Source organism: Streptomyces sp. CMB-StM0423, from assembly GCF_002847285.1.
In the GTDB taxonomy this organism is placed as follows: Bacteria; Actinomycetota; Actinomycetes; order Streptomycetales; family Streptomycetaceae; genus Streptomyces.
The window spans coordinates 1,070,026-1,094,920 of sequence record NZ_CP025407.1; the positions used below are offsets into that span (position 1 = coordinate 1,070,026).

Below are 24,895 nucleotides of genomic sequence, written 5' to 3' on the forward strand. Positions count from 1 at the left end.
GCCGTCGACCCAGCAGCCCAAGGAGGTTGCCTTGCAGAGCGGCACCGCACCGGTGGCCATGGAGCGCCTGCGTGAGCTCACCGGCCCGGAGCTCTACCAGCGCAACGCGTTCAGGCTGACCGGCCTCCCGACCACCGCGACGCGCCAGGCGATCCGCCGGTGCAGGCAGCAGATCAACACGGCCGTACGCGCCGGGGTGGACATCCCCGCCGCGGGCGAGCTTCCCGTGCCCGGCCGGCGGAGCGCGGAGCAGTACGGTGCGGTGTTCGACGTCCTCGACCATCCCCAGCGCCGGATAGTCGACGAGCTGTTCTGGATCTGGGACGCCCCGGACGGCGCCTGCGGCTGCGACCCCGCGCTGCACGAGGCGCACGACTCCGCGGTACGGGCCCACGCCTGGGCCCTGGACGAGGAGCTGGGCGGCCGTGCGGCGCCTCCCGCGGGCGAGCCGAGCTGGGGGGCCGCCGCCGCGGGCTGGCAGCGCGCGCTCGCACACCCGGGCTTCTGGGGCCACGTGACGCACCGCATCACCGCGCTCGACGACGTCAGGATCGGCCCCGCGGCCGTGCCCGTCCTCGAAGGCGAGGTGCGCCGCACCCTGGTCGCCCCCATGGCCGAGCTCGCCACCGGGGGCAGCGCACCGCACCGGGTGACCGCCCTCTTCGGCGCCTGGTCGTGGGCCGGGGGAAACCTGCTCGGCCAGGCGGTCGAGGGCCGGGTGGAGCCGGTGCTGGAGGCCGTGAGGACCGCGCTGGAGCGCGCCCGCGACCTGCACACCGAGAACCCCGCGGCCGCGGCCTCGATCGTCGAGCGGGAGGTCCTGCCGCGGCTGGACGGCCTGTGCGCCTTCGACAGCGAGGGCGTACGGCGCTCCATCGCCAAGGTGAGGGAACGCACGGCCCTGCTGCTCAACAACTGCGCCGTCTCGACCGACGGCGGCACACCGCTGCCCGCGGCGGAAGCGGCCCGGCTGCTCGACCTGGCCATCGAACTGGCCGAGACGGAGGAGACGCGCGAACTCGTCGCGGACAACCGGGCGCATGTGGAGTACCTGGCGCTCCTGCCGGCCATGGACAGGGCGCACACGCTCCTGGAGGAGGACCAGCCCTGGCAGGCAGCGGCGGCGCTGCAGAAGGAGGTCCTGCCGCTGCTCGCCGAGCTTCGTACGAGCGACGACAAGGAGGCGCGGGACAACGCGGCCAAGTTCACCGACGGAGCCGCGATCCTGCTCAACAACTGCGCCCTGGCGCTCGCCGGCGACAGCTCGCCCTCCGCCGTGCGCACGCGTGCCGACTTCCTCGACCAGGCGCTGGAGCTGGCGGAGACCCGCAGGACCCGCAAGCTCGTCAGGAAGAACCGCCGCCAGGCCGCCAGGCACGCCCGCATCGCCCCGTACTCCGACGCGTTCAGGCTCGCCGTGTCCGGCCTGGAGCGCGCCCAGCGGCTGCTGCGCGACAACCGGCCGGGCCGCGCCGCCGCGGAGATCGAGAGCCATGTGGTGCCGCACACCGACAAGCTGGCCGAGTGCAGGGTCCGCAAGGTCCGGCGGCCCGCGGCCAGGCTCGCCGACCAGACGGCGATCCTGCTCAACAACTGCGCCCTGGCGCTCGACCCGGTCGGGACGTCCCCGGAGGAGAGCAGGCGGCTCCTGTCCGTCGCGCACGGAGTGGCCAGGAAGCGGAAGACGCGCGCGCTCATCATGAGGAACAGCGTCGCGTCCCTCGCCACGTATGCGGACCACCGGCTGGACGACCTCCCCCCGTCCATCCAGCAGATCATCCGGCGGATGCCGCCGGAGAAGCAGGCCCATTACCTGTCGCAACTCCGCGACCGATGGTGAACGGACCCCCGCTTCACCGGCGGGGGACCGTGCCAAGGCCACCGGCCCCGAGCGTTGTGCAGCCGTGACCTGTCACGGACAACCCTGACCGTATCCGCGCGGTCATATGTGCATGTCGCGTCTCCCCATGGTGCTTGCCTTTCCCCGCGTGCTCCGCCACCTGCGCTCCGTGGGCGCCTCGCTGCCGCCGGTGACCCAACTGAGCCTCGGCCGCCCCGATCCCGTACTGCGGCCGGTGCTGGCCGCGGCGTGGGAGGGCGATCACGGCCCGGCGCGCGAACTGCTCGCCGACACCCGCCGGCGCCGGGCGTGGGAGCGGCGGGACACGTGCGTGGGCGAACTCGCCGACGTCGCCCTGGCGCGGCCCCGGTGGCTGGAGGTCTGGCTGGAGAAGGAGGGGGACGACCCGGATGCCGCCCTGGTCTCGGCGGACCTGCAGATCTGCCGCGCCTGGGAGGCGCGGACCGCCGCGCGGGCCAAGCACGTCTCCCGCGAGCGGTTCGCCGAGTTCTTCCGGATCCTGGAGGAGGCCACCCCGGTCATCGCCAGGGCGGCGGAGCTCAACCCCGGTGACCCGGTGCCCTGGCGCGTCGCCCTGCAGCACGCCCGCGGCGCGCAGGCCCCCCGCGCGGTCTTCGACCGGCTGCTGCTGAACGTCATGGACACCGACCCCGACAACTACCGCTGCCACGCCAACGCCCTGCAGTTCCTCTGCGCCAAGTGGTACGGCTCGCACGAGGAGATGTTCGACTTCGCGGAGACCGCGGCGGCCCGGGCCCGGCCGGGACGGCTGCTGGCCGCGCTGCCGGTGGAAGCGGTGACCGAGTACCTCACCGAACACCCCCTCGGCCGCGGCCCGGTGCCCCGGCAGCGGGTGCACGCGGCCGTGGACCGCACGCTGGAGGTCAGCGCCGGCTACGAGCCGGGCGACCCGGCGGCCGCCGGCGTCCGCAACCACCTGGCCCTGGCGCTGACCCGCTGCGGGCGCTGGGAGGAGGCGCTGCGGCAGTTCGAGCTGATCGGCACGGACGTACGGGAGCTTCCGTGGGCGTACGTGGACGGGGAGAACGAGGTGCGGGGCTTCGCGGACGCGCGGGAGGACACCCGGGTCCAGGTGGCCAAGGCGGTGCCGTTCTTCTCCCGCTACCGCCCGGCGGCTTAGCGCCCAGCGGCCTGCCGCCGTACGGAAGGGCCCGGGTACGTGACACCCGTCCCCCGGCCCGCCGTCATGGCCGCTCCTGCCGGGCGGTCCCGTCGTCCTCTTCGGTACGGTCGCGGCCGGCGTCGGGGTCCGGTGACGGCGCGGCACCCGGGGGCTGTCCGCCCGGATCCGGTGCGGCGCCTTCGCGGGTGTCCGTGCCGCCGTGCCGGGTGAGGTTGCGTACCGACGCCTCCAGGCTCCTGACCTGGTCGGCGAGGGCGGGCCCGGTGGGAGTCGCCCTCTCCCGCAGCAGCGACTCGACCTGCACCAGCCGCCAGGTGACGTCGCTGAGCCGTTCCCCGAACCCCGCGTCGCCGCCCTGCTCGGCGAGCAGCAGCCGCTGCAACTGGTCTGCCTGCACGGCGAGTTGCCGGTTCTTGCGGTGCAGCTCCAGGAAGACGTTGACCTTGGTGCGCAGGATCCAGGGCTCGATGGGCTTGGCGAGGAAGTCGGCGGCGCCCACCGCGTAGCCGCGGTAGGCGTAGTCGGGGTCGATGCCCTGCCCGGTGAGCAGGATGATCGGGACGTCCTTGGTCTGGTCGATGCGCTTGATGTTCGCGGCGGTCTCGAAGCCGTCCATCCCCGGCATCAGTATGTCGAGCAGGACGACGGCGAACTGCTGGCGCAGCATCGCCTTCAGGGCCTCCTCGCCGGAGTGGGCGAACACCACGCGCTGGCCGAGCGGACCGAGCACCGCGGCCAGCGCGACCAGGTTCTCCTCCATGTCGTCGACGATGAGGATGCTGGCCGGGTCCGGCGCGGGCGGCGGTGTGGGCGGGGAGGCGGCGGTCGTCATGCGGCCCGTCCCGGTGCCGTCGGGTCGTCGCCCCGCGAGTCGCCGGCCGAATCGCCGGCAGGGCCGCCGTCCCGGGCCCGGCCGCCGCCCGCCCGCCGGTCGTGCGACTCCAGTTGCTCGTAGATCGCCGTCAGCAGCCGGTCGACGTTGACCGGCTTCGGGACGTAGCCGTCCGCACCGGCCTCAATGGCCTTCTCCCGGTCGCCCGGCATGGCCTTGGCGGTGAGGGCGATGATCGGCACCCCTGCCAGGCGCGGCGTGGCGCGGATGGTCCTGATCACCTCGTAGCCGTCGACCTCCGGCATCATGATGTCCATCAGCACCAGCGAGATCTCCGGGGAGCGGTCCAGGACGTCGAAGCCCTCGCGGCCGTTCTCGGCGTACTTCACGGAGATCCCGACCCGGCCCAGCATGTGCGTCAGGGCGAACACGTTGCGGATGTCGTCGTCCACGATGAGCACGTGCCGTCCGGTGAGCACCCGGCCGGGTCGGCCGCTGAGCCACTGCCTCAGCCGCGTCGTCTCGGGCCAGGTGTCCACCCGTTCGCGGTCCGCGGGGGCTTCCGTACCCGCCGCTTCGGGAGCCACCGCCTCGGCGCCCGCCGCTTCCGGCCCCGGTGTCCGCGCCGTGGTACGGGCCGCTTCGCCCTCCGCGCCGGCGGCGGGGGCGCGGACCGCGGGCGCCGCCGGCTGCGTCTCGCCAGGGCCGCCCGGCCTTTCGCCCCGGCCGTCCCGCGGTTCGCGGCGGTCCGCGCCCGTCTGCCGCTTCCCCGGCCGGCGCGGCTCCGCCGGTTCGAGGGCCGGCGTCGCGCTCCCCGAGGCGGCCGCGAGCGCCTTGCCGGGCAGTTGTGCCGGTACGTACAGGGTGAACCGCGAGCCCACGCCCTCCTCGCTCTCCGCGTCGATCCGCCCGCCGAGGAGGCCGGCGATCTCCCGGCTGATGGACAGGCCGAGCCCGGTGCCGCCGTACTTGCGGTTGGTGGTGCCGTCGGACTGCTGGAACGCCTCGAAGACCACGTCCAGCTTCTCCGCCGGGATGCCGATGCCGGTGTCCTTCACGGAGAACGCGAGCACCGTCTCCGCGTCGCGCAGCGTGTCCTCCGCGAACTCCTCCGCCGGGACCCGCTCCACCCGCAGCTCCACCCCGCCCCTACTGGTGAACTTCACCGCGTTGGACAGGAGGTTGCGCAGCACCTGCTGGATGCGCTGCTGGTCGGTGTGGAGCTCGGCCGGCACGTCGTCGCCGACGGTCACCTCGAATCCCAGCCCCCGGTCGACCGTCAGCGGCCGGAACGTGGCGCGTACGTAGTCGAGCAGTTTGGCGAGCGGGATGCGCTGCGGGCGTACGTCGATCCGGCCCGCCTCCACCTTGGACAGGTCCAGGATGTCGTTGATGAGCTGGAGCAGGTCGGAGCCCGCCTGGTAGATGGTGCCCGCGAACTCCACCTCCTGGTCGGACAGCCGCCCGTCGGCGTTGTCGGCGAGCAACTGGGCCAGAATCAGCAGGGAGTTCAGCGGGGTGCGCAGCTCGTGCGACATGTTCGCCAGGAAGTCCGACTTGTACTGGGACGACGTGGCCAGCAGCGACGCCTTCTCCTCCAGCTCCGCGTTGGACCGCTGCAGTTCCTCGGAGCGGGTGCGCAGCTCGGAGGTCAGCCGCTGCGACTGCGACAGCAGCGCCTCGGTGCGGGCGTTGGCGAGGATGGTGTTGAACGAGACGCCGATGGTGTGCGCGAACTGGTCGACGAACGTCAGTTGGATCTCGTTGAACTTGCTGAACGACGCCAGCTCGATCACGCCCAGCAGCCGGTCCTCGAACAGGATCGGCAGGATGAGGATGCTGGAGGCCGGGGCCGAGCCCAGGCCGGACTCGACGGTCACGTAGTGCTGCGGGGCGTCCTCGATCAGGATCCGCTTCTTCTGCTGTACGGCCTGGGCGATCAGCCCGCGGATCGGGGACTCCGACTGGAGGTCCTCCCGCCCCCGGCCGCCGACCCCGTAGTCCGCGATGAGCTCCAGGCCCTCGCTGTCCGCGGCCGCGGAGTCGACCCGGAAGAACAGCTCGGAGTGCGCGTTGACCAGCGGTGCCAGCTCGCGCAGGATCAGGTCGGCGACCTCCACCATGTCGCGGTGGCCCTGCATCAGTCCCGCGATGCGGGTCAGGTTGGACTCCAGCCAGTCCTTGGTGCGGGTGGTCTCGCGCAGGTTGGACACCATGCGGTTGACGTTGTTCTTCAGGTCGGCGACCTCGCCCTGCGCCTCCACGGTGATGGAGCGCGACATGTCGCCCTTGGCGACCGAACTGGCCACCTCGCCGATGGCGCGCACCTGCGTGGTGAGGTTCAGGGCCAGTTCGTTGACGCTCCTCGTCAGCCGCTTCCAGTTGCCGGACACGCCCTCGACGCGCGCCTGACCGCCTAGGCGGCCCTCGCTGCCCACCTCGCGCGCCACGCGGGTCACCTCGGAGGAGAACGACGACAGCGTGTCCACCATGGTGTTGAGGGTCGTCTTGAGTTCGAGGATCTCCCCGCGGGCATCGACGTCGATCTTCTTCGACAGGTCGCCGTTCGCGACCGCGGTGGCGACCTGGGCGATGTTCCGCACCTGCGACGTCAGATTCGACGCCATGAAGTTGACGTTGTCCGTCAGGTCCTTCCACACCCCCGACACCCCGTGCACCTGGGCCCGCCCGCCCAGCTTCCCCTCCGTGCCGACCTCGCGGGCCACCCGGGTGACCTCGTCCGCGAAGTCGCGCAACTGCTGCACCATGCTGTTCACGGTGGTCTTGAGTTCCAGGATCTCGCCGCGCGCGTCGACGTCGATCTTCTTCGACAGGTCGCCGTTCGCGACCGCGGTCGTCACCAGGGCGATGTTCCGCACCTGCGACGTCAGATTCGACGCCATGAAGTTGACGTTGTCCGTCAGGTCCTTCCACACCCCCGACACGTCCCTGACCTGCGCCTGGCCACCGAGGTTCCCGTCGGTGCCGACTTCGCGGGCCACGCGGGTCACCTCGGAGGAGAAGGCCGACAACTGATCCACCATGGTGTTGAGGGTCGTCTTGAGTTCGAGGATCTCGCCGCGCGCGTCGACGTCGATCTTCTTCGACAGGTCGCCGTTCGCGACCGCGGTGGCGACCTGGGCGATGTTCCGCACCTGCGACGTCAGGTTCGACGCCATGAAGTTGACGTTGTCCGTCAGGTCCTTCCACACCCCCGACACGTTCTTCACCTGCGCCTGGCCGCCGAGCATGCCGTCGGTGCCGACCTCGCGGGCCACGCGCGTGACCTCGTCGGCGAACGCGGACAACTGGTCCACCATCGCGTTCACCGTGCTCATGAGCTGGCGGATCTCGCCGCGGGCGTCCGCCGTGATCTTCTGGCTGAGGTCGCCGCGCACCACCGCCGTGGTCACCTGGGCGATGTTGCGGACCTGGGAGGTCAGGTTGGACGCCATCAGGTTGACGTTGTTCGTCAGGTCCTTCCACACCCCCGACACGTCCCTGACGTGCGCCTGACCGCCGAGCATGCCGTCGGTGCCGACCTCGCGGGCGACGCGGGTCACCTCGTCGGCGAACGCCGACAACTGGTCCACCATGGTGTTCACCGTGAGCTTCAGCTCCAGCAGCTCACCCGCGGTCTCCACCGTCACCTTGCGGGTCAGGTCGCCGCTGGCCACCGCGGTGGTCACGGCGGCGATGTCGCGCACCTGCTGGGTCAGCCGGGAGGCCATGGTGTTGACCGCCTCGGTCACCGCGCGCCACGAGCCGGACAGCCCGCGCACGCTGGCGCGGCCGCCGAGCCGGCCCTCGGTGCCCACCTCGTGCGCCACCCGCATCACCTCGCCGGTGAAGGTGGACAGGTGGTCCACCACGCGGTTGAGCCCGACCCCGAGGCTGCGCAGGTCGCCGTGGAGCTGGCGGGTACCGACCCGTAGCTCCATGTGCTGGTTCAGGTCCCCCTCGGCCACCGCCTCCAGCACCCGGGTGGCGTGCGTCATCGGCACGGCCAGGGCGTCGAGCAGGTCGTTCGCGTCGTGCACGATCTGGGCCCAGTCGCCCTGCCCGGTGCTCGCGGAGATCCGCTCGTCCAGTACGCCCTTCCGTGCCACCACCCCCCGCACCCGGCTCACCTCGGACGCCAGGTGCTCGTTGCGGACGGCCACCCGGTTGAACGCCTCGGCCACCTCGCCCAGCACGCCCTCGCCGTCCTCCGGCACCCGCGCCGAGAAGTCGCCGTCGCGCAGCGACCTGAGCGCGCTCAGCAGCGGTCGCAGCTCGGCGGTGGCCGCCGACTGCTTCTCACGGTCCTCCATACGCCCCATCCCTGCACGTTTCTGCATGGCCTGCGGCCGGCCGGACCGTTCGGGTCCTGCCCCTCACCTCAAGGGACTTTTGTCTACTATATTAGATTTTGTCACGATGAGGTATCAGACAGGAGCCATTTGTGCAGGCCGTCTCTTCGGGCGGGCCGGGCGCGCAGGACGGGTCCGGCGTTCGTACGGAACTCCCGGCCGACCGGCGGTCGCCGGCCCGGGCCCGTGCGTTCGTACGCGCGGTGATCACCGAGCGGGCGCTGGCGACCTCCTCCCTCGGTCCGCGCACCGAGGAGCTCGCGGACGACGCCGCGCTGCTCGTCGGCGAGCTGGTCACCAACGCGCTGATCCACGCCGGCACCCCGATGGAACTGTTCTGCCGGGTGGAGACGGACCCGGAGGCGGACGACGCGCTGACCGGCGCCAGGATCGACGTGTACGACCGGCAGCCGACCGCCACCGTGCCGGGCGCCACCGACGGCACGGGCACCGGCCGCGGCCTGGGACTCCAGATCGTGTCGACCCTCGCCGACGCGTGGGGGGTCACCTACCGGCACACCGAGAAGGCGGTGTGGTGCCGGCTCGCCCTCCCCACCCCGGGCGAGACGAAGGTGCCGGTCGGCCCGCTCAGCCCGGTGCTCTACCAGCAGCTCCAGGCCACGGAGCTGGCCCACCCCCTCGCCCGTACCGAATACCGCGGCCAGGCCGGGGGCGGTGGGGGCGGCCGCGGCGGGACACTGCTCGCCGAAGCCAGCGAACTGCTGGCCGGGCAGCTCGACGAGAACATGGTCGCCGCCCTGGCCACCCAGCTCATGGTGCCCAGGCTCGCCGACTGGTGCGCCGTGTGGCTGCTCGAAGAGGACGGCGGGATGCGGCTCACCAGCGTCTGGCACGCGGACGAGCAGCGCATCGCCCCGCTCCGCGGCGACCTGGAGCCGGAGGCACCGCCGCCGAAACTGTGGACCACGGGCACCCCCTGGCCCTGGCCGCAGAGCGCCGGCACCGAGGACGGCGGCTCTGCGCTGGCGTTCTCGCTGGTCTCCGGCGGGACGTACCGCGGCACCCTGCTGATCGGGCAGGCGGGACCGCCCGAGATCACCGACTCCGTGGCCCACATCGTGGAGGACGTCTCCCGCCAGGTCGCGCAGGCCCTGGTCACCGCCCGCCAGTACACGCGCCAGACGAGCATCAGCCGCGCCCTCCAGCGCCGCCAGCTCCCGTCCACGCTGGGCAGGCTCCCCGGCATGGAGTCGGCCATCGTCTACGAGCCCCACGCCAGCGGGCAGACCGTCGGCGGCGACTTCTACGACCTCTTCCCCACGGGCGACGGCCGCTGGTGCTTCCTCCTGGGCGATGTGCAGGGCAAGGACGTCGAGGCGATGTCGGTCACCGGCCTGACGCGCCACCTGGTGAGGCTGCTCGCCCGCGAGGGCCACGGCGTGGAGTCCGTGCTGCGCTGGCTGAACGCGATGATGGCCGAGGACGCCGCGGAGGCGGTGAGCGCCAGGGGCGAGGCGGCCCGGCCCCGCTTCCTCAGCATGGTCTACGGGGAGCTGACCCCCGACCCGAGTGCGGGCGGCGCCCAGTGCCGCCTCGCCAGCGCAGGTCATCCGCTGCCGCTGCGGATGACCGCCGAGGGGGAAGTGGGCTCCGTGGTCCGCTCCCAACTGCTGCTCGGCATCGACGAGGACGCCGAGTTCAGCGCCGACACCTTCCGGCTCGCCCCCGGCGAGACCCTGCTGTGCGTCACCGACGGGGTCACCGAGCGCCGCGACGGCCAGCGGCTCCTCGATGACGGGAACGGCCTCGCCGCGATCCTCCGCGACTGCGCGGGCATGGGCGCGATAGCGGTGGCAGAACGGGTCCGCCAGGCCACCCACGACTTCAGCCCCGAGCCGGTGGAGGACGACCTCGCCGTGGTGGTGCTGCACGCGGAGGCCCCGGCGCGGTGAGCCGCGGCCGCGGGGTCCCGCGAACGCCGCGGTCTCCGCCGGGGCCTGCCCCTTCCTCGCCGTCCTCGCCGTCCTCGCCGTCCCGCGACGCGGCCCGGCGCGGGCTCACGGGGCGGCCGGCGGGATGTTCTGGTTGAGGTGGAAGACGTTGTGCGGGTCCCAGACCCCCTTCAGTGCGGTCAGCCGGGCCAGCTTGGCGGCCGGGAAGGCACGGCGGATGCCGCGGTGGCCGTCGTCGGCGGTGAGGGAGTTGACGTAGACGCCGTTCGCGTACGGCGCGAGCGCCGAGCCCGCGGCGCGGGCGGCGGCCATCCGGGCGTCGTCCTCGGCCTCGTCCGTCCAGCGCGACCCGGCGCCGAACTCGAACATCGTGCCGCGGTGGCTGAACGCCGCGTCCGCGTCGGGGACGTCGGCGATGGCCCCGCCGTGCGCCTGCAGCCCGACCCCGGGCAGGCCGGCACCGGAGCCGGCGCCCCGCAGGTCCACCGCCCCGCGCAGCAGGAACCGCTCGATCGCCGAGGTGGGGAAGTCGCGCAGGTAGTGGGCGGAGGAGTAGCGGCGGTAGGCGTGGCCGCCGCTGGAGTCCATGCTGGTCTGCAGCTCCAGGTACGACGGCGTGGTGATCCGCGTCGCGGCCGGCCGGCCGAGCGCGCGCAGCGCCGGCAGCAGCGCCCGCCCCCGCTCCGGGTCGCCGACCCACACGAACCCGACGGTGGCCACCGGACCGGCGCCCGCCGGACCGTCGGCGACGGAGGCCGAGAAACTCGCCTCGCGCGGCGCCCCGGCGTTCAGGTCCCGCCAGCCCTCCAGCACCGGCACGGCGTCCTCCGCGGGGAAGTCGAACTCGGCGACCAGCGTCCGCGTGCCCGTCCGGTGCAGCCGGAACTCGAACCCGGTCACGATGCCGAAGTTGCCTCCGCCCCCGCGCAGCCCCCAGAACAGCTCCGGGTGCTCCGTCCTGCCCGCCGTCACGATCCCGCCGTCCGCGGTGACCACGGTGTACGACTCGACGTTGTCGCACGCGAGCCCGTACTGCCTGGCCAGCCATCCCATGCCGCCGCCGAGCGTGAGCCCGCCGACGCCGGTGTGCGAGACGTTCCCCGCGGTGGTGGCGAGGCCGTACGGCTGCGTGGCCCGGTCCAGCGCGCCGAGCAGCGCGCCGCCCTGGACACGGGCCCGCCGCCGCACCGGGTCGACGCGCACGCCGCCCATGGGGGTCAGGTCGATCATCAGGCCGTCGTCCGGAACGGCGAAGCCGGCCACGTTGTGCCCGCCGCAGCGGACGCCGATCTCCAGGTCGTGGTCGCGGGCGAAGCGCACCGCGGCCTGCACGTCGGCGGCGCTCGCGGCCTGGACGATTCTCCGGGGGCGGCGGTCGACCATGGCGTTCCAGACGGTACGGGCGGAGTCGTACCCGGCGTCGCCGGGGGCGAGGAGCCGGCCGTCGAGGCGGGCGGCGAAACGGGAGAGGGAGTGGCCTGTGCCGGTACGGGCGTGTGTCGCTGTCGTCATGCTCCGAGCCTGACGCGGATCGGTACCCACGGTAAGGTCCGATTCCATGCCCCGAATACGGACCAATTCCAGCACCGCCGAGGACCTGCTCATCGAGCTGGACCGGGACCGCACCCGCGCCGAGCCGCTGCACCGGCAGGTCGCGGCGTCGATCCGGGAGAGCGTGCGGGCCGGCCGGCTGCGGCACGGCGCGTCGCTGCCGCCCACCCGCACGCTGGCCGCCGGCCTCGGGGTGTCGCGCGGGGTGGTGGTCGAGGCGTACCAGCAGCTCGTCGCCGAGGGCTATCTGACCAGCCGGGCCGGCGGCTACACCCAGGTCGCGCTGGAGCAGGGCGGGACCGCGGGCGGCGCCGCACCCGCTGCCCCCGCGCGGGCCCAAGGCGCGGCGCCGGCCGTCGACTTCGGGTACGGGCACACCGACGTCTCCACGTTCCCCCGCGCCGCGTGGCTGCGCTCGGTGCGTACCGTCTTCGCCGCCACGCCCAACGAGCGGTTCGCCTATCTCGACGGCCGCGGCGTCCCCGAGCTGCACCAGGCGCTGGCCGACTACCTCAACCGCGTCCGCGGCACCTCGGCCCGGCCCCGGCACACCGTGATCTGCAGCGGGTTCGGCCAGGGCGTCTCGCTGCTCGTCCAGGTCCTCGCCGCCCGGGGCGCCCGCCGGCTGGCCGTCGAGGATCCGTCGCCGGACGACGACGCGCGCCCGCTCGCTGCCGCGTCCGGGCTGGACGTCGTGGGCATCCCGGTCGGTCCCGACGGCATCCGCGTCGAGGAGCTGGAGAAGGCCGATGCCGACGCCGTGGTGCTGACGCCCTCGCACCAGTGGCCCACCGGCGGGGTGCTGTCGGCGGCGGCCCGCGCGCGGGTGATCCGCTGGGCGCAGCGGCGCGGGGCGCTGGTGATCGAGGACGACTACGACGCCGAGTACCGCTACGACCGCGCGCCGGTCGGCGCCATCCAGGGCCTCGCGCCCGACCACGTCGTCTACTGCGGTACGGCCAGCAAGACCCTCGTACCCGGGCTGCGCCTCGGCTGGATGCTGGTGCCGCCGCACCTCGTGGACGACGTGGCACGGGCCAAGCTGCTCGCCGACCGCGGCTCGTCGGTCATCGACCAGTTGACGTTCGCCGACTTCCTCGCCCGCGGCGAGTTCGACCGCCATCTGCGCCGCATGCGGCCCGTCTACCGCCGCCGCCGCGACGCCCTGCTGGCGGCGCTCGGCGCCCGTCTGCCGGAGCTGACCCCCACCGGCGTCGCGGCAGGGCAGCACGTGGTGGCGTGGCTGCCGCCGGACCTCAACGAGGCGGCGGTCGTCGCCGCGGCCGCCCGCCGCGGCGTCGCGCTGCGCGGCGTCGCCCGCTACCGCCTCGACCCGGCCGGCCCCGGCGGCCTGATCTTCGGCTACGCGACGCTCTCCGAGCGCGCCATCGCGGGCGGCATCGCCGGCCTGGCCCAGGCGGTCGCGGACGTCCGCGGCTCGCAGGGCGCCGCCCCATAGACGGCCGGCGCGTTTGACCTTGTCGCGACGTCAGCGTTTCTCCTGGTGACACGCGGCCGGCGCGGCCGGCCACCGCCTCCGAGGAGGAACTTCATGGGTACGTCTGCGAGTCACCGGTCCGGCCAGGCCGCCGTCGAGCTGCTGCGCGACGCGTTCGCCGCCCTCAACCGGAAGGACCTCGATGCGGGCACCGAGATGCTCACCGAGGACTTCGTGATCAACATCGCGGGGATGCCGTTCCAGATGCACGGCCGTGACGCCTGGCGGCGGAACGTGTCGGTGATGCACGCGGCCTTCCCCGACTTCCAGGTCCGGATCGAGGACATCTTCGGCTCGGACGACCGCGTCGCGGTCCTGCTCACGATGCAGGGCACGCACGAGGGCGAGTTCCGGGGCATCCCGGCCACCGGCCGGCGGGTGGAGTACACGAGTGCGGAGTTGTACCGCGTCGCGGCCGGCAGGATCGCCGAGGAGTGGATCTACTCGGACACGGAGACGCTGATGCGGCAGCTCGACGGGGCCGACGCGTCCCGCGCCCCGGACGCGTAGCCCCTCGCGAACCCTGCCCGGGAGCCCGCCGGCCCGCTCGCGGCCGGCCGGGGCGACGGCCCTTGTGCTACGCCTTCCGCGCCCGGCCCCTGAGCACTTCGGTCAGGGCCGAGATGCTGTGCTCGGCGTGGCCGGCCGCGGCCGCCCTCTCCACCAGGTCGTGCAGCGGGGCGAGCCAGGTGGTGTCGACGTTCGTCTCCTTGGTCAGTTCCTCGTCGTGGGCCGCGCCCGCGACGAAGAGGCCGACCGAGGAGGCGGCATCGCTGTAGTCACCGCTGTCGATTTCCCGGGCGTAGACAGGCAGCAGGGACTTAATCATGTCCAGCCACTTCTCGCTGAACCGCACATCTCGCCGAGCTACCTGCACCGCCTCTTCCGGACGCACGTACCCGGAGCCGCGGTCGGCGGCCGGATCCGCCGTCAGCGCCTGGAACGGGCCCGGCTGATACTCGGCGATCCGGCGCAACGGGCCGTCCCTGTCCACCGGGTGGCGAGCCGCGTCGGTTCGGGCACCACGAAGTCTTCACCCGCGCGTTCTGCGCCGCCTGCGGCCTGACGCCACGCGACTACCGGCACGCGGCACTCACCAGGACCGCCCCCGTGCCCCCGCCGGAAGCGCAGCCCGCGACCGGCGCCGGCCCCGGCTGAGGTACTCCGGCGTGACGCGGCGTGTGCCCCGCCTCTCCGCACAATCCGGCCGCGGCGGGCCGCTATGCAGAACGGCCCGCCGCGTAACAGGCGGCCGGATCTTCGGCCGCGGCCGGCACGGTGGCGGAGATGCCCGGGGATTCGCCTCGTCGGCCGCTGCACCAGGATCGGGATCCCGACCGGTACGAGCCGGAGACGCCGGGAGTCCCGGCGGACGGCAGGGTCGAGACCGCCCTTCGCGTCGCCCAGCAGTACTACCTTCAGCGCGCGACCATGGGCGCGATCGCCAAGGAACTGGGGACCTCGCGTTCCACGGTGTCCAGGCTGCTGAGCTACGCCAGGGACACCGGGCTGGTCGAGATCCACATTCACCGTCCCCAGCCCCGGGTGAGCGTGGTGGAGCGGCGGTTGCGGGAAGCGGTTCGGGTTCCTCGGGGGCAATCCGACCGCCGGTCTCGTCGGCCCCTGCATGACCTCCTTCTCGCTCGACGGCACGGCCCAGCTCGTCCGCGGGATCTTCGACGAGTTCGTACGGCGCATGGTCCGGGTGGGCGGTGCGGTGCACCACTCCGAGACCCGTTCCGGCAGCCCGTACTCGGGCTTCATGGTGGGACGTCGCCGCCCGCGCGGGGGCGGGCTTCGACCTCCTGGGTACTGGCCACGCTGATGATCTTCATGTGCGTGCTCTCCCTCATCGGGGTGTCCGGCCTCCGGGACGGCCGGGAGCTGTCCTTCGCCGGGGAAGGCCCCCGCCTGGAAAAGGAGACCGCATCCGCGACCTGGTCCGGCAGTTGCTCGGTGGGGCCGCCTCGGCAGCGTGGCGGCAACCCTCAGCCGTCGTCCGTGAGGACGCGGCGGCCGTCCGGGTGGCGGTGGGTGTGGCCGGTCTCGTCGAGGGTCTCCAGGAGGGGGATCGCGACGCGGCGGCTGACGGCGAGGGCGCGGGCGGCCTCGCCGACCGTGAACGGCTGGGGCAGCCCCGCGAGTTCGCGGGCCGCACGGCCCACGGACCCGGCGGGGAGGTAGACCGCGCCCACGCGCTCCAGCGCGCCGCGGCGTACGAGCAGGCTCAACGCTTCGGCGTCGAGGCCCAGTTCGTTCAGACGCCGCCGGGTGGGGGCCTGGAACGGGGCGGACCGCAGCTCGGCGAGCAGCCCCTGCAACCCGGCGGCGACCGCCGCGGGCAGCCGGTCCGCCTCGTCCGCGCGGTACAGCCTGCCGTCGCGCAGGATCAGTGCGGCACCGGACACGGCGGCCAGGGCGTCCCAGGCGGTGTCCGGCGGCAGCGCGAGGAGCCGACGGGCCCGGGCGACCGGCAGTCCGGGGTCGGCGGGGTGGGCCTCGGCGTGTTCCTTCACCGCCGCGGCCAGGGCGGCAGCCAGCCGTTCCGCGTGCCCTCGGTCGAGCAGCCAGCGTTCGCCGTCTGCGGCCACGGCGTAGCCCTGCATGGCGAGCCGGCCGCGTTCGCCCAGGCCGACGGCGGCCAGCCGGCCCGCGGGGTCGGTCGGCTCGGCGATGCCGGCCAGCAGGCGCGCGCGGGTGGCGGCGGCTCCCCGGCCGGTCAGCGGGGGCGGCTCCGGGTCCAGCACCGTGGCGCCGAGCAGCAGCCGGGAGCCCGGGTCGCGTAGCAGCAGCCGGTCGCCGACGTGGAGCGGCAGCGGGGTGCGGAGCGCGAGGCGGGCGGCGGCCGGGCCGAGCAGCCGCAGCCGCGCGCTGGTCGCGGTGGTGCCGCAGTGGACCAGGGGTTCGGCGGGCAGCCGGGGAGGCGCACCGCCGTCGTCCGTCCCGCACCTCGGTTCGTAGCGGATGTCCACGAGGTCCGTGGTCCACCAACGCCCGGGGGTGAGCAGCGCGTTGCCCCTGCGGACCTGGTCGGCGGCGATGCGGCGGAGGTTGACGGCGACGCGGGCGGGGCCGGTCACCCGGGGAACGGCGTGGCCGAGGCTGTGCAGGCCGCGTACCTGCACGGTGCGGCCGGCGGGGGCGAGGTGCAGGGTGTCGCCCCCGGCGAGGGTGCCGGCGGCCAGGGTGCCGGTGACGACCGTGCCGGCGCCCGCCATGGTGAACGCCCGGTCGAGCCACAGGCGTACGGGGGCCGCCGGATCGGGCGGCGGCCGGGCGGCGGCCAGCGCGCCGAGTTCGCGGCGAAGCCGGTCGAGCCCCTCGCCGGTGCGGGCGCTGACGGCGACGGCGGGCGCGCCGGCGAGGCCGGTGCCGGCGGTCCGTTCCACCGCTTCGGCGAGGGCCGGCGCGGGGTCGGCGAGGTCGGCGCGGGTGACGGCCAGCAGCCCGGTGCGTACGCCGAACGCGTCGAGCGCGGCGAGGTGTTCCGCGGTCTGCGGGCGCCAGCCCTCGTCGGCGGAGACCACGAGCAGCACGGCGGGCGCGGTGGCGATCCCGGCGAAGGTGGTGGCCAGATAGCGGTGGTGGCCGGGCACGTCGACGAAGGCGAGGGCGCGCCCGCCGGGCGCGGTGGTCCAGGCGAAGCCGAGGTCGAGGGTGCGGCCGCGCCGCCGCTCCTCGGCGAGCCGGTCGGGGTCGGTGCCGGTGAGGGCGCGTACCAGCGTCGACTTGCCGTGGTCGACGTGGCCGGCCGTCGCGATCACCAGGCCGGGGGCCGCGGTCACGCCTCCTCCGGCGGCGGGGCCGCCGCGGCGAGAACGGCGGCGAGCAGCGTCGCGTCGTCCTCCTCGGGAACGGTCCGCAGGTCGAGCAGCAGCCGGTCGCCGTGGACGCGGCCGACGACGGCCGGGTCGCCGGCGCGCAGCGCCCCGGCGAGGGCGGCGGGCAGCGCGACGGCGGCGCTGGGCAGGGTGACGCCGGGCGCGCCCCCGCCGCCGACCCGGGCCTCGCTGGGCACCGCCTCGGCGGCGACGCCCCGTTCGGCGAGCCCGGCCGCCAGCGTCACGGCGCGGGCGCCGAGTTCGGCCTCGCTGGCGGCCAGGGCCCGTACGACCGGGGGCCGGGGGCCGAGAACGGTGGCCTCCAGGGCGGCGAGTGTCAGTTTGTCGACGCGGAGCGCGCGGGCCAGCGGATGGGTGCGGAGCCGTTCGACGAGGTCGCGCCGGCCGAGCAGCAGGCCCGCCTGGGGACCGCCGAGCAGCTTGTCCGCGCTGGCGGTGACCAGCCCTGCGCCCTGGTCGAGGGAGGTCGCGGCGTCGGGCTCGTCCGGCAGTGCGGGGTGTGGCCGCAGCAGCCCGGAGCCGATGTCGTGGACCAGCGGTACGCCCAGCGTGGCGAGCCGGGCGACGGGAACGGAGGAGACGAAGCCGGTGGTCAGGAAGTTGGACGGGTGCACCTTGAGGACGAGCCCGGTGCCGGGTCCGACGGCGCGCGCGTAGTCGTCGAAGTGGGTGCGGTTGGTGGTGCCGACCTCGACCAGCCGGGCGCCGGTGCTCTCCAGCAGCTCGGGGAGGCGGAAGCCGTCGCCGATCTCGACCAGCTCACCCCGGCTGATGACGATCTCGCGGCCCCCGGCGAGGGCGGTGGCGGCGAGCGCCAGTGCGGCGGCGTTGTTGTTGACCAGATGGACTGCCTCCGCGTTCGGAACGGCGTCGGCGAGGGCGGCCAGCGCACCCCTCCCCCGCCGGGCGCGGCGCCCGTCGCCCAGGTCGAACTCGACGTCGGTGGGGCCGGACGCGGCCCGTAGCGCCTCGGTGGCGGCCGGGGAGAGCGGCGCGCGGCCGAGGTTGGTGTGCACGACGACGCCGGTTGCGTTCACCACCGGGCGCAGCGAGGTGGCGTTCCTGGGCAGGGCGGCGACGGCCGCGTCGGCGGCCTCTTCGGGGGCCAGCCCGCCGTTCCGCACCCGCTGCTGGGCCTCCGCGACCGCGCGACGGACCAGGGTGCGCCCCAGCCGCCGTACGGCGTCGGCGAGCCGGGGGTCGGCGAGCAGGGCGTCGGTACGCGGCACGCGGCGTCTGGTGTCCGTCAACGCCGGCCTCCCCGGTGGCGTCCCGACAGCGTCGGAGCTTCCTGGCGGAGGCGTATGGGAATCGAACCCACCCGGCCGGGGTGCCCGACCGCATCGGTGTTGAAGACCGTGAGGGCCACCAGGCACCCGCCCGCCTCCGGCAGGGAGTCTACGTCCCCGTACGCCCCTCCCATCCCCCTGTCCACGCAGGGGCGTTGGGGCGTAACGTCCGGCGGGTGACCGTTCGACTGACCCAGTACGCGGGCGGCGGTGGCTGCGCCTGCAAGATTCCGCCCGGCGAACTCGACGCCCTGGTCTCCTCCCTGAACCGGACGGGCAGCCGCCCGAAGGATCCGGCCGCAGAGCTGCTCGTGGGCCTGGAGGGCGGCGGGGACGACGCCGCCGTGGTCCGCCTCGACGCCGAGCGGGCCGTCGTCACCACGGCCGACTTCTTCACGCCGGTGGTCGACGACGCCTACGACTGGGGCAGGATCGCGGCGGCCAACGCGCTCTCCGACGTCTACGCGATGGGCGGCACCCCGTGGGCGGCGATCAACCTCCTCGCCTGGCCGAGGGACACGCTGCCGATGGAGCTGGCCGCCGAGGTGCTGCGGGGCGGCCGTGACGTGGCGCACGCGGCGGGCTGCCAGGTCTCGGGCGGCCACAGCGTGACCGACCCGGAGCCCAAGTACGGGATGTCGGTGGTGGGGATGGTCCACCCCGGGCGGATGCTGCGGCTGGACGCGGCCGAGCCGGGGCGGGCGCTGACCCTCACGAAACCGCTGGGCAGCGGGGTGCTCAACGCCCGGCACAAGGCGACCGGAGAGATCTTTCCCGAGGCGGTGGCCGTGATGGCGGCGCTCAACCGGGACGCGGCGACCGCGGCGGTGGCCGCGGGCATCCGGGCGGGCACGGATGTCACGGGGTTCGGGCTGCTGGGCCACGCGTACAAACTGGCGCGCGCCTCCGGCGTGACGCTGGCGATCCACGCGGCGGCCGTTCCGCTGCTGGCGGCGGCCGGGCCGGCGGCGGCGGACGGCTTCGTCAGCGGCGGCACCCGGCGGAATCTGGCGTGGGTCGAGCCCTGGGTGGACTTCGGCAAACTCCCCGAGGTGGAGCGGCTGTTGCTGGCCGACGCGCAGACCTCGGGAGGACTGCTGCTGGCCGGCGAGGTGCCGGGGCACCCGGTGATCGGCGAGGTGCTGCCGGCCGGCGAGTCGCCGGTGGTGGTACGCGGCTGAAAGGCGCGGCTCCGGGAAGCGAACGGCCTGGCTTGTATGTACACCGTCATTCTATGCGGGTAGAGTCGACCACCGGTCAGCGCAGCAGGTTCGGGACACCGTTCTACGGGAGGACCACGTGGCGTCATCCACTGCCGTCGAGCACCGCGCGTTGGACGGTATCGCGTACCGCCTCGCCGCCGACCTCGACCTGACTCGGCCCGCGACCTCCGTCGTCGAGGTGATCGCCGACGGCCGCCTCCACGAACTCACCGCCGGACCAGCCGACTTGGCCGAGTCGGTGGCCGCGTCGCTGGGGATCACCGAGTTCGACAGCGAGCTCTCCTTCCAGGGCGGCACGCTGCGTACCGCCACCACCAGCGAGTACGACGCCCAGTCGCAGCAGGTGGAGAACCCGACGCTGGTGGTCTGGCAGGGCCGGCGGTTCAGCCTGATCACCCGGCTCTACCGGGCCGCCCTCAGCGACGTGCTGCTGCTCCTGCGCACCCTCGGCATCGCCGAGCACTCCGACGGCATCACGCTCACCCCGGACGCCTCCGCCGGCACCCGCCTGGCCCGGCCGGCGACGGTGCTCAAGGAGGTGCCGACGCTCGGCCTGGTCGAGATGAGCCGGCCCACCCGCGAGCACACCGTGCAACTCCCGCCCTGGAAAGGCGCGTCGGTGACCTCGGGCGAGCTGTTCCGCGACTCGCTCTCGGACGGGCGCCCGTTCTTCGTGCTCTCCGGCGAGGAGGTGTGGGCAACCATCGTGCCGCTGGCCGACACCACCGCCGACCGCGTTCCCACGCTGGTCGAAGCGCTCGACCTGCGGGCCGTGGGGTGACGTCCCTGATCGCCGCCACGGCAACCGGTGTGGTGCTGCTGGCCCTGCTCGCGGGCGGCGCCGCGCACCTGAGCCGGCCCGCCGCGCTGCCCGGCGCGCTGACCGCCCACCGGCTGCTGCCGCGCCGGGCCGTGGTGCCGGCCGCGCGGGCGGCCACGGCGGCCGAGAGCCTGCTCGCCGTCGCCGGCGTCACCGCTCTGCTCGCCGGCCACCGCGCCGCGCTCGCCGCCGTGCTCGGCGCCGCCGCGCTGATCTTCGTCTGCTACGCCCTCTACACCGGGTACGCCCTGGCGGCCGGGCGCGGCGGCCCCTGCGGCTGCTCCCGCTCGGACGTCCCCTTGAGTTCCTGGGTCGCCGGCCGGGCCTGGGCGTTCGCGGGACTGGCCGCCGTCGGCGCCGCGCTGGCCGCGGGGACCGGCGACCCGCCCGGGGGAGCGGCCGAGTGGACCACGGCGGCGCTGGCCGCCGTCACCCTGGCAAGCCTGCTCTGGGTGCTGCCGGCCGCCATGGTCCGACCCATCCCGAGCGCACGTACACCGGCCCGCAGCGGCACCGCCGCCGCCGTCGAAGGAGGCCACTGACCGTGGACTTCACCACCAGCGCCCTGATCCTGTCGTGGGTCGCCATCGCCCTGCTCGCCCTCGTGGTGTCCGGGCTGGTACGGCAGGTCCACCAGCTCTCACGGGGCGCGGTGGTCCGCTCCCCCGGGCGGCTGGGCGTCACGCCGGGCAGCACCGCGCCGCACGCGGACGAGCTGCTGGCCACGGACCGCGAGACGCTGCTGCTCTTCCTCAGCGCCGAATGCCGCACCTGCGCCGAGGTGCTGGCGGCGGCCGGCCGCCTCGACGGGCCGACCGCGGTACGCGCCGTCTACGCCGGCGACGCACCTCCCGCCACGGAGGCCGGCGTGCCGGTCACCGGGAACCGGCCCGACCTCTTCACCGCCTACGACGCGATCGCGACCCCCTTCGCCGTGCTCGTCGGCACCTCCGGGCGCGTCGTGCGCAGCGAGCCGCTCGGCTCCGCCGACGCGCTGGGCGACCTTCTCGCCGCAGCCCCCCACCACACCAGTCAGCCGAGGAGCGCGTGATGACCACCCTCGACGAGGTTCCCCAACTGCGCCGTTCCGGCGCCGCCGACCGGCCGGCCCGCCGCCGCAGCACCTCCTCGCTGCCGAGCCTGGCGCCCCGGCGGCGCACGGTGCTCCAATCGGCGACGGTCGTCGGCTTCGCCGCCCTCGGCGTCTTCGGGGCGGCCAGGGAGGCGTACGCGGACGGCTACGACATCTGGGAGGGCGCGTGCCCCTCCTACGCGTCAACGCACGACTGCTCCCCCGGCTGCGGCCCGAGCACCGTGCACGCCGCGGCCTGTGAGACGAGCGGCCCGCACACGGGCTTCCACCGCAACGACGGCGTGACCTGGACCCTGCGGCCCAACCAGTGCTACTCCGGCTCGTACGACGGCTGGCTGTGGGCGTTCAGCGGCGCGTGCGGCGCCTGCGGCTGCGGCATCGAACGGCGTTGCCACGACGGCTACTTCAACTCCGGCTCCGGCTGGGTGCGCTCCATCTGCCGCTGGACCACCGACTGCGGCTGCGAGGGGGCTATCACCTGGCCCACGCTGCGGGACGGTTCGCGCGGCCCGGACGTGTACACGGCCCAGCACCTCCTGGGCTTCCACCAGTTCGCCACCGAGCCGGACGGGATCTTCGGGCCCGACACGGCGACCGCGGTCAGCGGCTTCCAGGAGGCCAAGGGGCTGCGGCCGACGGGCACGGTCACCGCGACCACCTGGACCCACCTGGTGGTCACCGTCCGGCAGGGCGACTCCGGCGCCGCCGTCAGCGCCGCCCAGCGCCAGCTCGTGAAGCACGGCTACCCGCTGACGGTGGACGGCAAGTTCGGCGCGCTCACGGCGACCGCGACCCTGGAGTTCCAGCGCGGCGCCGGACTGACCAGCGACGGGATCGTCGGCCAGCAGACCTGGCGCACCCTCGTCGGCGGGGCGTGACTTGGGCCGGATCGGCGCGGGACCGGCCAGACCGGCGTGGCGCGGCCGGCTGACCGACCCGGCGGTGCCGATGCTCGTGCTCAGCGGCGGTGCGGTGGCGGCCTGTTGGTACGCTCCCCTGCTCACCTGGGCGATCCTCGGCGGCCTGGCCGGCTACTCGCTCTCCGGCTCCGTTTGAACACGGAACAGCGCGCACGCGCTTGCCTCGCCAGGTTGGCGGGCCGTTCACCGACAGACCACCGTGCTGGGGGTCTTCTCCACCGGGCTGCTGCTCGGCGCCCTGCTCTCCGCCACCGTGCTGTGGCTTGCGTCCGGGCTGGTCGCACCGGTCCCGGCGGACTGGCGCGCGGGCACGACCGTCGCCCTGGGGCTGCTCGCCGTCGCACGCGACGCCGGGGTGCTGCGCCTGCGGCTGCCGCAGAACGCGCGGCAGGTGCCGCAGGACGTGCTGCAACGCCATCTGGCGCGCGGCGCACTCCAGTTCGGGTTCGAGATGGGCACCGGGGTGCGGACCTACGTGTCGGCGAGCCTGCCGTACGCGCTCGCGCTGGGGGTACTGCTGGCCAACGACGCGGGCGTGGCGCTGGCGGCCGGTCCGGGCTTCGCGCTCGGCCGCGCGGCCACCCCGGCCCTGCGGTTCGCCTCCGGCACCGGCGAGGAGTGGGACGACCGGCTGCTGACCCGCCTCACCCTCCTCAAATTCGGTGCCGCGGCGGTCGCGACGGCGGCCTGGGCGGTGCTGACCCTGCGCGGGTAGGGCCCGCCGCATTGCTCCGTTCTTTTATTCGCCGAGACGAGGCGCAGCCACACTTGCACCGCGTGCAATTGTGCCGTCGCAGCCCGTGACGGAAATCGGAATGTTTTCATCCGGAAAGCTGCACCACGACGGCAACGCGCGGATCTTCATGAGGCAACAGACGTTTGCAACCGCCGGGTCGCGTCGGTAAATTCTCGGCACCTCACCCAACCTATCCGTGGCTGAACGTGCGTACATTGCAACTTGTTCCAAGAGCTGTCGGGGTAACGGATATGAGCGCAACGCAGTACAGGAACACCCGTGGAGCGGCATGAGCCGGGCCGGTAGTTGAGCGGTCCATCATTCGTAAATCCACGGGGGAGATATTACGTGAACGATTCAGGCTTTCCGGACCTGCGGCTTCCGGTGGCCCGGCAGCCGAAATGGGATAACCCTCGTCAACCCGCCCGGGTCCGCAATGTCCCCTCGGTCATCGACCCCCTGATCGCCCCCCGTAGAGGCCCCAGCACTCCGGCAGGGCACATCGTCTCGGGCCGCGCATCCCTCACCGACGTGCGCGAAGGGGTTCCGACACGATGAAGATGGAGATCGCGTGGTGGGACCTCAAGGGCTCCCCCGCCACGGTCGAGAGCCTCAGGCGGCATCTGAACGAGGACGGTGTCGTCCACAACTGGCAGGCCGTCGAGGGGCTGCGGGAGAAGTTCTGGATCGCCGACCCGGACGGCCAGCGCTGGGGTGCGGTCATGGTGTGGGACGGCGAGCAGCCCGCCTCGCTCCCCGAGAACCTGGCCGCCTCCCTGGTCGGTTCCCCGATCACCCACCGGGACCGGTTCGAGGTCCAGGCCACGGCCCGGGGCGCGGGCGCGGTCCGTACCCCTGACTCCGCGCACCGGTACGTCGTCGTCGACGCGTTCGCCACCCGGCCGCTCTCCGGCAATCCGGTCGCCGTGTTCTTCGACGCGGCGGACCTGACGGACGAGCAGATGCAGCGCATCACCGAGGCGATGAACCTGTCAGAAGCGGTGTTCCTGCTGCCGCCGAAGGCCGCGGACGCGGAGGTACGGGTCCGGATCTTCACCCCCGGCGACGAGATCCCCTTCGCCGGGCATCCGCTGCTCGCCGCGGCGGCCGCGGTCGCGCTCGACCTGGGCACGGACCGGCTGCGCTTCGAGACGCAGACGGGTGTCGTGCCGTTCACCGTCGACCGCACTCCCGCGGCCCAGTCCGGCGGGGGCGTGGCGTACGTCTCCATGGAGCAGCCGATCCCGGTCTGGGAGCCGTACGAGCACGCCGAGGCGCTGCTCACGGCACTCGGTATCACCGCCTCCACCCTGCCGGTGGACGTCTACCGCAGCGGTCCCCGGCACGTGTTCGTCGGACTTCCCGACGCGGCGGCGCTGGCCGGGCTGCGCCCAGGCCACCCGGCGCTCGCCGCCTTCCCCGGCATGGCCGCCACGTGCTTCGCCCCCGAGGGCGAGCGGTGGCACGCGCGGATGTTCTCGCCCGCCGACGGCGCCGCCGAGGACGCGGCCCCGGGTTCAGCCGCCGGCGCGCTCGCCGTCCACCTCGCCCGGTACGGCCTCGTGACGTACGGGAAGACGGTGGAGATCCACCAGGGCAGCCGGCTCGGCGGCCGCCACTCGGTCATGTTCGCCGAGGCCACCGTCGCGGGCAGCGGCGAGATCGACCGCGTGCGGGTCAGCGGCCACGCCACGGTCGCCGCCGAAGGCACCATCCACGTCTGAGGGAGCACCATGCGCAGCATCCGCGAACGCCTGCCCGGAACGGCCGGTCCCGACCCCGGCGTCCCGGCAGAGCGCGCTCCCTTACCCCGCACTCGGC

The 24,895-nt window shown here is 73.9% G+C and carries 18 protein-coding genes, 1 tRNA gene and 2 pseudogenes; 14 read left to right on the forward strand and 7 right to left on the reverse strand.

Going from position 1 to position 24,895, the window contains the following annotated elements; genetic code table 11:
- The first annotated feature begins 31 nt into the window (after positions 1–31).
- Both CXR04_RS04515 and CXR04_RS04520 read left to right on the forward strand, forming a co-directional pair.
- Positions 32–1,840: a hypothetical protein gene (locus CXR04_RS04515; RefSeq protein WP_101420601.1), complete on the forward strand. Its 1,809-nt coding sequence runs from the start codon at positions 32–34 to the stop codon at positions 1,838–1,840.
- Positions 1,841–1,952: 112 nt separating this feature from the next.
- Complete coding sequence (locus tag CXR04_RS04520) at positions 1,953–3,002, forward strand: hypothetical protein (protein WP_234380059.1); 1,050 nt, start codon at positions 1,953–1,955, stop codon at positions 3,000–3,002.
- A gap of 148 nt (positions 3,003–3,150) precedes the next feature.
- On the opposite strand, the pseudogene CXR04_RS04525 reads toward CXR04_RS04520, so the two are convergent.
- A pseudogene (locus CXR04_RS04525) lies at positions 3,151–3,837 on the reverse strand (response regulator); the annotation flags it as partial.
- Positions 3,834–8,150, reverse strand: coding sequence for a HAMP domain-containing protein (locus tag CXR04_RS04530; RefSeq protein WP_101420604.1), 4,317 nt, complete (start codon positions 8,148–8,150; stop codon positions 3,834–3,836). The gene CXR04_RS04530 and the pseudogene CXR04_RS04525, both read right to left, overlap by 4 nt.
- Before the next feature lie 131 nt (positions 8,151–8,281).
- Between CXR04_RS04530 and CXR04_RS04535 the strand changes: the two genes are divergently transcribed.
- Positions 8,282–10,102, forward strand: a complete 1,821-nt coding sequence (locus CXR04_RS04535; protein ID WP_101420605.1) for a SpoIIE family protein phosphatase — start codon at positions 8,282–8,284, stop codon at positions 10,100–10,102.
- A 105-nt stretch (positions 10,103–10,207) separates the two neighbouring features.
- Here CXR04_RS04535 and CXR04_RS04540 read toward each other — a convergent pair whose 3' ends face one another.
- Positions 10,208–11,614, reverse strand: a complete 1,407-nt coding sequence (locus tag CXR04_RS04540) for an FAD-binding oxidoreductase (RefSeq protein ID WP_101420606.1) — start codon at positions 11,612–11,614, stop codon at positions 10,208–10,210.
- 46 nt (positions 11,615–11,660) lie between these two features.
- Here CXR04_RS04540 and pdxR point away from each other — a divergent pair, with 46 nt between their 5' ends.
- Both pdxR and CXR04_RS04550 read left to right on the forward strand, forming a co-directional pair.
- A complete protein-coding gene (gene pdxR / locus CXR04_RS04545) occupies positions 11,661–13,112 on the forward strand; it encodes a MocR-like pyridoxine biosynthesis transcription factor PdxR (protein WP_101420607.1) in 1,452 nt (483 codons plus the stop codon).
- Between the two features lie 93 nt (positions 13,113–13,205).
- Entirely contained in the window at positions 13,206–13,661 is a 456-nt protein-coding gene (locus CXR04_RS04550) for an ester cyclase (protein WP_101420608.1), read from the forward strand.
- A 67-nt stretch (positions 13,662–13,728) separates the two neighbouring features.
- Here CXR04_RS04550 and CXR04_RS04555 read toward each other — a convergent pair whose 3' ends face one another.
- Complete coding sequence (locus CXR04_RS04555; protein ID WP_199850391.1) at positions 13,729–14,127, reverse strand: imine reductase family protein; 399 nt, start codon at positions 14,125–14,127, stop codon at positions 13,729–13,731.
- A gap of 612 nt (positions 14,128–14,739) precedes the next feature.
- On the opposite strand from CXR04_RS04555, the pseudogene CXR04_RS04565 reads away from it, so the two are divergent.
- Positions 14,740–14,976 (forward strand): annotated as a pseudogene (locus CXR04_RS04565) (hypothetical protein); the annotation flags it as partial.
- 163 nt (positions 14,977–15,139) lie between these two features.
- Here CXR04_RS04565 and CXR04_RS04570 read toward each other — a convergent pair.
- The 3 genes from CXR04_RS04570 to CXR04_RS34735 form a co-directional block, all read right to left on the reverse strand.
- A complete protein-coding gene (locus CXR04_RS04570) occupies positions 15,140–16,936 on the reverse strand; it encodes a SelB domain-containing protein (protein WP_267898177.1) in 1,797 nt (598 codons plus the stop codon).
- The gene (gene selA, locus CXR04_RS04575; protein WP_101420609.1) at positions 16,933–18,243 is read right to left on the reverse strand and encodes an L-seryl-tRNA(Sec) selenium transferase; all 1,311 of its coding nucleotides are present in this window, start codon (positions 18,241–18,243) and stop codon (positions 16,933–16,935) included. The genes CXR04_RS04570 and selA overlap by 4 nt, the downstream gene beginning before the upstream one ends.
- 42 nt (positions 18,244–18,285) lie before the next feature.
- Positions 18,286–18,381, reverse strand: a tRNA-Sec gene (locus CXR04_RS34735).
- A 77-nt stretch (positions 18,382–18,458) separates the two neighbouring features.
- Between CXR04_RS34735 and selD the strand changes: the two genes are divergently transcribed.
- From selD to CXR04_RS04610, 8 genes are all read left to right on the forward strand, one after another.
- Positions 18,459–19,463: a selenide, water dikinase SelD gene (gene selD / locus CXR04_RS04580; RefSeq protein ID WP_101420610.1), complete on the forward strand. Its 1,005-nt coding sequence runs from the start codon at positions 18,459–18,461 to the stop codon at positions 19,461–19,463.
- A gap of 118 nt (positions 19,464–19,581) precedes the next feature.
- Positions 19,582–20,286, forward strand: coding sequence for a hypothetical protein (locus tag CXR04_RS04585; RefSeq protein WP_101420611.1), 705 nt, complete (start codon positions 19,582–19,584; stop codon positions 20,284–20,286).
- Positions 20,283–20,867, forward strand: coding sequence for a MauE/DoxX family redox-associated membrane protein (locus CXR04_RS04590; RefSeq protein ID WP_101420612.1), 585 nt, complete (start codon positions 20,283–20,285; stop codon positions 20,865–20,867). The genes CXR04_RS04585 and CXR04_RS04590 overlap by 4 nt, the downstream gene beginning before the upstream one ends.
- 2 nt (positions 20,868–20,869) lie before the next feature.
- The gene (locus CXR04_RS04595; protein ID WP_101420613.1) at positions 20,870–21,376 is read left to right on the forward strand and encodes a hypothetical protein; all 507 of its coding nucleotides are present in this window, start codon (positions 20,870–20,872) and stop codon (positions 21,374–21,376) included.
- On the forward strand, positions 21,376–22,296 hold the full coding sequence (locus tag CXR04_RS04600; protein ID WP_101420614.1) for a peptidoglycan-binding domain-containing protein: 921 nt from the start codon (positions 21,376–21,378) through the stop codon (positions 22,294–22,296). The genes CXR04_RS04595 and CXR04_RS04600 overlap by 1 nt, the downstream gene beginning before the upstream one ends.
- 1 nt (position 22,297) lies before the next feature.
- Complete coding sequence (locus CXR04_RS34740; protein ID WP_159072258.1) at positions 22,298–22,474, forward strand: hypothetical protein; 177 nt, start codon at positions 22,298–22,300, stop codon at positions 22,472–22,474.
- A 63-nt stretch (positions 22,475–22,537) separates the two neighbouring features.
- A complete protein-coding gene (locus CXR04_RS04605; RefSeq protein ID WP_101420615.1) occupies positions 22,538–23,053 on the forward strand; it encodes a hypothetical protein in 516 nt (171 codons plus the stop codon).
- 575 nt (positions 23,054–23,628) lie between these two features.
- A complete protein-coding gene (locus CXR04_RS04610) occupies positions 23,629–24,798 on the forward strand; it encodes a PhzF family phenazine biosynthesis protein (RefSeq protein ID WP_101420616.1) in 1,170 nt (389 codons plus the stop codon).
- Positions 24,799–24,895 lie beyond the last annotated feature (97 nt).

Bases quoted from the DNA above. Each gene is read 5' to 3' on its own strand.
- pdxR (WP_101420607.1), top strand. From the start codon at position 11,661: ATGCCCCGAATACGGACCAATTCCAGCACCGCCGAGGACCTGCTCATC.
- CXR04_RS04550 (WP_101420608.1), top strand. From the start codon at position 13,206: ATGGGTACGTCTGCGAGTCACCGGTCCGGCCAGGCCGCCGTCGAGCTG.
- CXR04_RS04610 (WP_101420616.1), top strand. From the start codon at position 23,629: ATGAAGATGGAGATCGCGTGGTGGGACCTCAAGGGCTCCCCCGCCACG.
- CXR04_RS04520 (WP_234380059.1), top strand. From the start codon at position 1,953: ATGTCGCGTCTCCCCATGGTGCTTGCCTTTCCCCGCGTGCTCCGCCAC.
- CXR04_RS04540 (WP_101420606.1), bottom strand. From the start codon at position 11,614: ATGACGACAGCGACACACGCCCGTACCGGCACAGGCCACTCCCTCTCC.
- CXR04_RS04530 (WP_101420604.1), bottom strand. From the start codon at position 8,150: ATGGAGGACCGTGAGAAGCAGTCGGCGGCCACCGCCGAGCTGCGACCG.
- CXR04_RS04600 (WP_101420614.1), top strand. From the start codon at position 21,376: ATGACCACCCTCGACGAGGTTCCCCAACTGCGCCGTTCCGGCGCCGCC.